At 58.3% G+C, this 8,828-nt stretch carries 6 protein-coding genes; 5 read left to right on the top strand and 1 reads right to left on the bottom strand.

The window, feature by feature from the left end; all coding sequences use genetic code 11:
• Positions 1 to 5: 5 nt before the first annotated feature.
• A complete protein-coding gene (locus tag AC2LD7_RS21545; protein WP_484599665.1) occupies positions 6 to 359 on the bottom strand; it encodes an HAD family hydrolase in 354 nt (117 codons plus the stop codon).
• Between the two features lie 311 nt (positions 360 to 670).
• Between AC2LD7_RS21545 and AC2LD7_RS21540 the strand changes: the two genes are divergently transcribed.
• The 5 genes from AC2LD7_RS21540 to AC2LD7_RS21520 form a co-directional block, all read left to right on the top strand.
• The gene (locus AC2LD7_RS21540; protein WP_484599664.1) at positions 671 to 3,034 is read left to right on the top strand and encodes a heavy metal translocating P-type ATPase; all 2,364 of its coding nucleotides are present in this window, start codon (positions 671 to 673) and stop codon (positions 3,032 to 3,034) included.
• An 82-nt stretch (positions 3,035 to 3,116) separates the two neighbouring features.
• The gene (locus AC2LD7_RS21535; RefSeq protein WP_484599663.1) at positions 3,117 to 3,497 is read left to right on the top strand and encodes a hypothetical protein; all 381 of its coding nucleotides are present in this window, start codon (positions 3,117 to 3,119) and stop codon (positions 3,495 to 3,497) included.
• Positions 3,498 to 3,591: 94 nt separating this feature from the next.
• Positions 3,592 to 4,845, top strand: a complete 1,254-nt coding sequence (locus tag AC2LD7_RS21530) for a TolC family protein (RefSeq protein WP_484599662.1) — start codon at positions 3,592 to 3,594, stop codon at positions 4,843 to 4,845.
• Entirely contained in the window at positions 4,842 to 6,293 is a 1,452-nt protein-coding gene (locus AC2LD7_RS21525) for an efflux RND transporter periplasmic adaptor subunit (protein WP_484599661.1), read from the top strand. Before AC2LD7_RS21530 ends, AC2LD7_RS21525 begins: the two co-directional genes overlap by 4 nt.
• Positions 6,290 to 8,828: efflux RND transporter permease subunit (locus AC2LD7_RS21520; RefSeq protein ID WP_484599660.1), on the top strand; the 2,539-nt coding region annotated here is incomplete at its 3' end. The genes AC2LD7_RS21525 and AC2LD7_RS21520, both read left to right, overlap by 4 nt.

Here is an 8,828-nt window from a genome sequence, read left to right as displayed (position 1 = left end):
CCGCATCAGTGGGCGCCGGCCTGAGTCGCGCAAGGTGAGTTCGGCGTACGCTTACTTTTCAGCCCCGCTCTCTTAAGGCTTTCCAGTACCCGCAGGGCGTCATCATAGGGACGCACGCTGGCCAGTTCCGCGTAGAGATCAAGCTCCAGAGTGGCAAGCTCATCGTTACCTAGCTGTGTACCAAACAGATCGGCGGCACCGGCCAGCCCCAAGTTTCGTGTCATCAATGTCCTGGCATCATCGGTCCTAGGTTGACGACCTTGGCTGCGTGCCTGTTTTAAGAGCTTGCGATATGGCCGCCGTCGTTCACCGATTTGCAGGAGCGTGCCATAGACATCAAAAATTACGGCTTCTATCAAAACAGAGTACCTGCGCTTAGGCATTGCACGGTTCGGTATTCATTAAAAAGAAAGCGGCCGAGCATCGGACGACGGAGGCATAAGGCTAGGCCAGCAAGCGGTATTTGCGCGAGCTACTTTTTCCAGCAGCCCGCTTCAACATGCATTCGACCTGACATACCGGAGAACCTGACAGAAATGTAATGGTTAGTTCAACCTTTGGTCAGGACGCTTTGCATATATTGGTTGTCGGACGCTGCAAGCATTGGAAAAACCACAAACGTCCCTGCAGTAGGCCACGTTCGTTGCTAACCAATCCATAAGGTGCCCGTATGTCCTCTCCCCAGTTCCATCTCCAGCCTGACCAAACGAAGGGATCAGCACCGCTCACAGACCCGGTCTGCGGGATGAAGGTGAAAAAGGACAGCGAATATGAACAGGATCACCAAGGAATAACGTACCGCTTCTGCAGCCAGGGTTGCCAGACCAAGTTTAGTTCTGACCCTGCTCGATATCTCGCTGCACAGCAGGCTCAAGGACCGGCATCTCAGGCACCCGCGCCGTCCGCACAGAAGGCACCTGTTGGTGATGCAACGACCGAGTACACCTGCCCGATGCACCCTGAAATCCGCCAAATGGGGCCAGGTGATTGCCCTATCTGCGGGATGTCACTGGAACCGCTGATTCCCGAACTTGACGAGGAGGAGAATCCTGAACTCAAGGACTTCTCAAGGCGGTTCTGGTGGTCATTGCCGTTAACGGTTGCTGTGACCTTGCTGGCCATGGCGGGACATGCACTTCCGCTGTTTCATGGAGCTAGCCAGAATTGGGTTGAACTGGCCCTCACGACCCCAGTTGTTTTGTGGGCAGGCTGGCCATTTTTTTCGCGCGGCCTCGCCTCGGTCAAACATCGCAGCCCAAACATGTGGACATTGATTGGTCTGGGCACGGGGGCTGCGTATATTTACAGCGTCGTGGCAACTGTCTTACCGAGCATATTTCCAGCGTCCTTCATGGTGGGTGGCCGGATAGGCGTTTATTACGAAGCCGCCGCGGTGATCATTTCGCTGACCTTGCTAGGGCAGCTGCTCGAATTGAAGGCACGCTTGCAGACGTCCTCGGCAATCAAGTCCCTGCTCGGCTTATCACCTAAAACCGCTCGCCGTATCGCCAAAAATGGTTCAGAGGAGGACATCCCGCTCATGCATGTTCACGAGGGCGACCATCTGCGCGTTCGTCCTGGTGAAAAGGTACCCGTTGATGGAGAGGTGTTAGAGGGCGAGAGCGCCGTCGACGAATCCATGCTAACGGGCGAGCCGGTTCCGGTGACGAAGCGAACAGGCGATTCGCTTATTGGCGCGACGATGAACACGAGTGGCTCGCTTGTCATGCGAGCCACTAAGGTTGGTTCCGGGACCATGCTTTCACAAATCGTACAGATGGTTGCGAATGCGCAACGCTCAAAAGCACCCATGCAGCGGATGGCGGACACGGTTGCTGGTTATTTCGTACTGACGGTCATCGGTATTGCCTTGCTGACATTCTTTGCATGGGGCCTGTTCGGACCCGAGCAGGGCTGGGTATTCGGCCTGATCAATGCAGTTGCGGTTCTGATCATTGCTTGCCCTTGCGCACTTGGCCTGGCGACGCCTATGTCGATCATGGTTGCCACAGGCAAAGCGGCTGGAAGCGGAGTGCTTTTCAGAGACGCAGGCGCCATCGAGAATGTTCGTAAGGTAGACACGCTGATTGTCGATAAAACTGGAACGTTGACCGAGGGCCGACCTGTTTTCGATCGGGCGGTAGGCGTCACGCCGTTTGATGCTCAGGAAGTCATCCGTTTGTCTGCCAGCTTGGATCAAGGTAGCGAGCATCCCCTAGCCCACGCCATCGTGGACCATGCGAGAAGCGAGGGTATTCAGTTGGTAAAGTCAGAGACCTTCGAGTCAGGGTCAGGGATCGGAGTCCGTGGTCTGGTGGAAGGCAAGCAGCTACAGCTAGGCAACACCGCGCTTATGGAAGATGCGGGTGTGAGCGTTGAGCCTTTGAAAGATCAGGCAGAAAAAATGCGAGAGAGCGGTACCAGCATTGTTTACCTAGCTGTTGATGGGGCACTTGCCGGCTTGCTTGCCGTATCGGACCCAATCAAACCGACTTCCAAGGAAGCTGTAGCTCGGCTCCAAGCGGAGGGCGTGCAAGTCATCATGGCCACCGGCGACGGGCTTACCACTGCCCGCGCGGTGGCTCGTGAGCTATCGATCGATGAAGTGCATGGCGAAGTGAAGCCGCAGGACAAGGAGGCGCTGGTGGTTAAGCTACAAGCCCTCGGTAAGGTGGTTGCAATGGCAGGCGACGGAATAAATGATGCGCCGGCGCTCGCCAGGGCTGATGTCGGCATAGCGATGGGCACGGGCACTGACGTCGCCATGAACAGCGCCCAAGTTACGCTAGTTAAAGGTGACCTGATGGGGATACTTCGCGCCCGTACGCTTTCGGTGGCGACAGTTCGTAATATGCGTCAGAACCTTCTGTTTGCATTTATGTACAACGGGTTGAGCATCCCAATTGCTGCAGGTCTGCTCTATCCGTTCTTTGGACTGTTGCTGTCTCCGATGATTGCTGCCCTGGCCATGAGCCTTAGCTCAGCATCGGTTGTGTTCAACGCTCTCCGGCTCCGTCAAGCGAGTGTAGTTTGAAGCCTGTCGGCTAAGGCTGCTCTTGCAGAGCGACTGATTGCCTCATTGATTGCTCCTGAATTGCCCAGTAAGCTGAAAATATATGAAGTCCACCATCCGCTCCTTCCTTATCCTGCTGCTAATGCTTGCGCTTCCGATCAACGGAATGGCGCAGTTGCTGATGCCGACAGAATTATCTGCGCATCACGTGATGCCTGATATGGAAGGAATGGAGGCCATGGCAACCAACCACACTCTGATGGTTGGCGCAGATGGCAGCGCTGAACCCGAGTGCTGTGAAAGGCATGAGCAAGGGAAGGCGACCGTCTGCAAGACGGGGCAAGAGTGCAAAACCGCAAGCCTCCTTCAGCTTGTCGCGATAAAGGCGCAGCTGATGCCTGCTGCTAAACCCGTGACCACACCCTATAACGACCAGATCCCCTCTCGCCTTTTGGACGCCGTCTGGCATCCACCCCGCGTCTGATTCCGATCAAATTCTAGGAACCGTCCGAATGTGAACATTCGGGCCGGCTACCGCGCGCCTTTGGCTCGCATGGAAGATCAGGAATCCTGTCTAAATGAAACCCCGTATCCGCTGGGCGCCTCCCTACGTGGCCGCCTTGATCATCGGCGCGCTCTCATTCCCCGAGCTCGCGTCAGCTCTAACCTTAGAACAAGCCTTGAGCTTGGCCGAGCAAGACGCGCCTTCGCTGGATGCGCAAGCCGCCAATCTCCAAGCCGCACGCAGCGCTGCAATCCCTGCCGGCGAGCTCCCTGACCCCAAACTTAGGCTTGGGCTGCAAAACGTGCCCATTGAAGGTGACTCACGCTGGCAATTGGACCAAGGGGCCATGACCATGCAAATGGTTGGGGTCATGCAAGATGTGCCAAACCGAGCGAAAAGGCGGGCACGTGTCGAGGCTGCGCAGGCTAGTGTTGCGCTCGCAGGCGTTCAGCAAACCATTGAACGTCTCAGCGTGCGCCAGGCGACCGCCGAGGCATGGATTGCCAGCTTCGCGGTCGAGCAGAAGCTGAGCCTTTTCAAACAGCTCTACAGCGAGAATCAGCTACTTTTGCGGGCTGTTCAGGCGCGCATTGCTGGCGGCGGTGGCCAAACCGCAGACAGCGTACTTCCGAAGCAAGAGGCAGCATTGCTTGCTGAACAAGAGGATGAGCTGATGCGCAACCAGGCTGTTGCGCGGGCCGACCTTCGCCGCTGGATAGGCGAGCCAGCTGACCAGCCGCTTACAGGCGACTGGCCGCGATGGCTTACCGACGTTGATCACTATCAGCACAACCTGAACCGCCATCCGGCTTTGCTCGCCTTCGACCCGATGACCCGTGAAGCTGACGCAAGGGTTCGCCAGGCCATCGCTGAGAAAACACCGGATTGGAGTTGGGGGGTCGACTACCTGCGACGTGGCCGTGAGTACGGCGACATGGTGAACCTCAGCGTCAGCTTCGACCTGCCGTTATTCACCAGCTCTCGGCAGGATCCGAAGATCGCGGCCGAGCGAGCGCGCCTCACACAGATCGAGGCGCAGCGCCAAGCGACCTTGCGCCTATACAACCAAGAGCTGGCTACTGACCTCGCTGAGTATCAGCGCCTGGACCGCGCACTCATCCGTCTCGACAAAACCTTACTACCCCTCGCTGAAGAGAAGGTCCGCCTTGCTATGGCCGATTACCGCTCCGGAAACGGTGAGCTGACCGCTGTGATCGATGCACGACGGCAGCTTGTCGAGACTCGCCTTCGTCGTATTGACGTAGCCCGCGACCGATCGCTGAGCAATGCCCGCCTGCATTTCGCCTTTGGAGATACCCGACCATGACATTTCAACTCAAGCGGCTGGCACTCGCCCTCAGTTTCCCTCTAATGATTAGCGCTACAGCGCTATTCGGTCTGTCTACCGCAGCCTTCGGGCAATCGCCTGCAGAAAAAGACAAGGAAGTGCTCTATTGGTACGACCCCATGTATCCGCAACAGAAATTCGATGAGCCAGGCAAATCCCCCTTTATGGATATGGATCTAGTCCCGCGCTATGCCGATGAAGGGGGCAACGGGGCGTCGATGAGCATCGACCCGAGCGTGACGCAGAATCTCGGCATGCGCCTGGCGACCGCAACGCGTGAGTCAATTAGCCAATCGCTCGAAGCGACAGGTGCATTAATGTTTGACGAGCGAGACGTGGCTGTCGTGCAGGCGCGCGCCGGGGGCTTCGTCGAGCGCGTTTACGACCGAGCGCCGGAAGACGTCATTGAAAAAGGCGCGCCGTTAGCCGATCTTTTGGTTCCCGAATGGGCTGCTGCACAGGAGGAGTACCTGGCGCTCAAAGGGATTGGCCAACCCCAACTGCTCGCAGCAGCCCGTCAGCGGTTGCGCCTTGCTGGCATGCCACCAGAGGTCATTGCGCAGCTGGAACGGACCGGTAAGGCGCGCCCCGTATGGACCGTAACGAGCCCGATCGGTGGCGTGTTGAACAGTCTCGATGTCCGCGAGGGCATGACCGTCCCCGCCGGCGCCTCTCTCGCACGCATCAATGGGCTGGACTCGGTTTGGCTAGAGGTTGCGGTGCCTGAAGCGCAGATCACAAATCTAGCGCCGGGGCAGTCGGTGACAGCCCGCCTCCCTGCTTTTGCGGGTGAAACGCTGGAAGGCACGATCCAGGCCGTACTATCGCAAGCCAACCTGGATAGCCGCACTGTGCGTGTCCGGGTCGAACTACCTAACCCGCAGCAGCGGCTTCGCCCCGGCATGACGGCCGAGGTGACATTGAGTCGCAACGTTGAAGGTGCCTTGGTCATCCCGTCCGAGGCGGTCATTCGCACCGGCCAGCGAGCGTTGGTGATGCTGGCTGAGAATGAAGGCCGTTACCGCCCAGTTGAGGTCCGCATCGGTCGAGAGTTCGATGACAAAACAGAGGTGCTCGACGGGCTGGAAGCCGGCCAACAGGTCGTGGCGTCCGGTCAGTTTCTCCTCGATTCAGAGGCGAGCCTACGCGGGCTGACCGCCCAGGGTTTGGAGCAGACGGAACCGCCTGTCAAACCTGCTTTGCATGAGGCTGAAGGTACGATCGTCAGCCTGGAAGATGGCATGGTTGGCCTGTCGCATGGGCCGTTCAAGACGCTGAACATGCCTGGGATGACCATGTCCTTTCCGGCTGCCGATCAATCTCTGCTGTCAGGCTTGCAAATCGACGACCGCGTCCGTGTTGGCGTGCGTGAAAGCGACGAAGGCCTGGTCATCGAGCGCATTGAGAAGCTCGGGGGCCAACAATGATTGCAGCCATAATCCGCTGGTCGGTAGCCAACCGCTTTCTGATCCTGCTGGCTACTGTGTTCGCGGTGGCTTGGGGTGTCTGGTCGGTCAAGAACACCGCTGTTGATGCACTGCCTGACCTTTCCGACGTTCAGGTCATCATTCGCACGCCATACCCAGGGCAGGCGCCCCAGATTGTCGAGAATCAGGTCACCTACCCGCTGACGACGACCATGCTGTCTGTCCCCGGCGCGAAGACAGTTCGCGGCTACTCCTTCTTCGGGGATAGCTACGTGTACGTCCTGTTCGAGGACGGCACAGACCTCTATTGGGCCCGTTCGCGGGTGCTGGAGTACCTGAGCCAGGTGCAGAGTCGGCTTCCCGCCGCCGCCAAACCCGCCTTGGGCCCTGACGCCACGGGTGTCGGTTGGATCTACCAGTATGCTCTGGTGGACCGAACGGGCAAACATGACCTCTCGCAGCTGCGCTCCTTGCAGGACTGGTTTCTGCGCTATGAGCTCAAGACACTGCCCAACGTGGCGGAAGTCGCGCCCATAGGCGGGATGGTCAAGCAGTACCAGGTCGTAATGGATCCTATACGCATGGCCAGCAGGGGCGTGACGCAACAGCAGATCGCTCAGGCTATCGATGAGGCCAACCGTGAAACCGGCGGGAGTGTTCTGGAGCTAGCAGAAACCGAGTTCATGGTCCGTGCGACCGGGTATCTGAAGACACTGAACGACTTTCGAGCCATTCCTTTGCGTCTCGACGGCGACGTGCCTGTGACGCTAGGGGACGTTGCGCATATCCAGCTCGGCCCGGAAATGCGCAGGGGTATTGCCGAGCTTGATGGCGAAGGTGAGGTAGTCGGTGGAGTCGTGATCCTGCGTAGCGGCAAGAATGCTCGGGAAACCATCGCTGCCGTTCAAACCAAGCTCGATGAGCTCAAAGCGAGCCTTCCCGAAGGCGTCGAAATCGTCACGACTTACGACCGTAGCAAGCTGATCGACAGTGCCGTTGAAAACCTCACGCACAAGCTCATCGAGGAATTCATCGTCGTTGCGTTGGTTTGCGCGATATTTCTGTGGCATCTGCGCTCGTCGCTGGTCGCCATCGTGTCGTTGCCGATCGGCATCCTGATTGCTTTCGTGATCATGCAGCGGCAAGGCATCAACGCAAACATCATGTCGTTGGGTGGCATCGCGATCGCGATCGGAGCGATGGTCGATGCGGCAATCGTCATGATCGAAAACGCCCACAAGCACATTGAGGGCTGGCACAAGCGACACCCCGGTTCCATTTTGAAAGGCCAGGAGCACTGGAAGGTCATCACTGACGCCGCCGTTGAAGTGGGGCCGGCACTGTTCTTCAGCTTGCTGATCATCACGCTGTCGTTCATTCCGGTGTTCACCTTGGAGGCACAAGAAGGCCGGCTGTTCGGCCCGCTGGCGTTCACCAAAACCTATGCAATGGCAGCGGCCGCGGGTCTGTCGGTAACACTGGTTCCGGTGCTCATGGGGTATTGGATACGGGGCAGGATTCCGGATGAACACCGCAATCCACTCAACCGTGGCCTCATCTGGATTTACAAGCCGGCCCTGGATGCGGTGCTGCGCTGGCCCAAGGCGACCCTGCTAGTGGCGGTTCTGGTCTTCCTGACTGGCTTGTGGCCGGTCTCTCGCCTCGGTGGTGAGTTCTTGCCCCCGCTGGATGAAGGCGACCTGCTTTATATGCCCACGGCGCTTCCAGGCCTCTCCGCTCAGAAGGCTTCCAAGCTGCTGCAACAGACGGACCGCCTTATCAAAACGGTTCCAGAAGTCGCTCATGTGTTCGGCAAGGCTGGCCGAGCCGATACTGCGACGGATCCGGCACCGCTGACGATGTTCGAGACCACCATCCAATTCAAGCCAAAAGATCAATGGCGTCCTGGAATGACGCCTGACAAATTAGTGGAAGAGCTGGACCGCACGGTGCAGGTGCCAGGGCTGGCAAATTTGTGGATCCCGCCCATTCGAAACCGCATCGACATGCTGGCGACAGGCATCAAGAGCCCGATAGGCGTGAAGGTCTATGGCACTGACTTGGCACAGATCGACAAAGCCACCCTAGCGGTCGAGCAGATCGCCAAAGCGGTGCCTGGGGTCAGTTCGGCGCTGGCCGAGCGACTGACCGGAGGCCGGTACATCGATGTGGATATTGATCGTGTCGCCGCCGCACGCTACGGCCTGAATATTGCGGACGTGCAACCGATCGTGGCCGGTGCCATCGGTGGTCAAACCATTGGTGAAACCGTGGAAGGGCTCGCCAGGTATCCGATCAACCTCCGCTATGGCCGCGAGTGGCGCGACTCGATAACCGATCTGCGCAACCTGCCTATCTACACGCCGCAAGGCAGTCAGATCACCTTGGGGACTGTGGCCAAGGTACAGGTGACCGACGGGCCGCCAATGCTCAAAAGCGAAAACGCGAGGCTGTCGGGTTGGGTTTACGTCGACGTCCGTGGCCGCGACATGGCGGCGGTCGTGGGCGATCTGAGGGAAAAGATCAGCGAAGGGG

Source organism: Stutzerimonas sp. (assembly GCF_982611455.1).
Note: the sequence above shows the minus strand (reverse complement) of the source record. Positions and strands in the feature narration are given on the sequence as shown.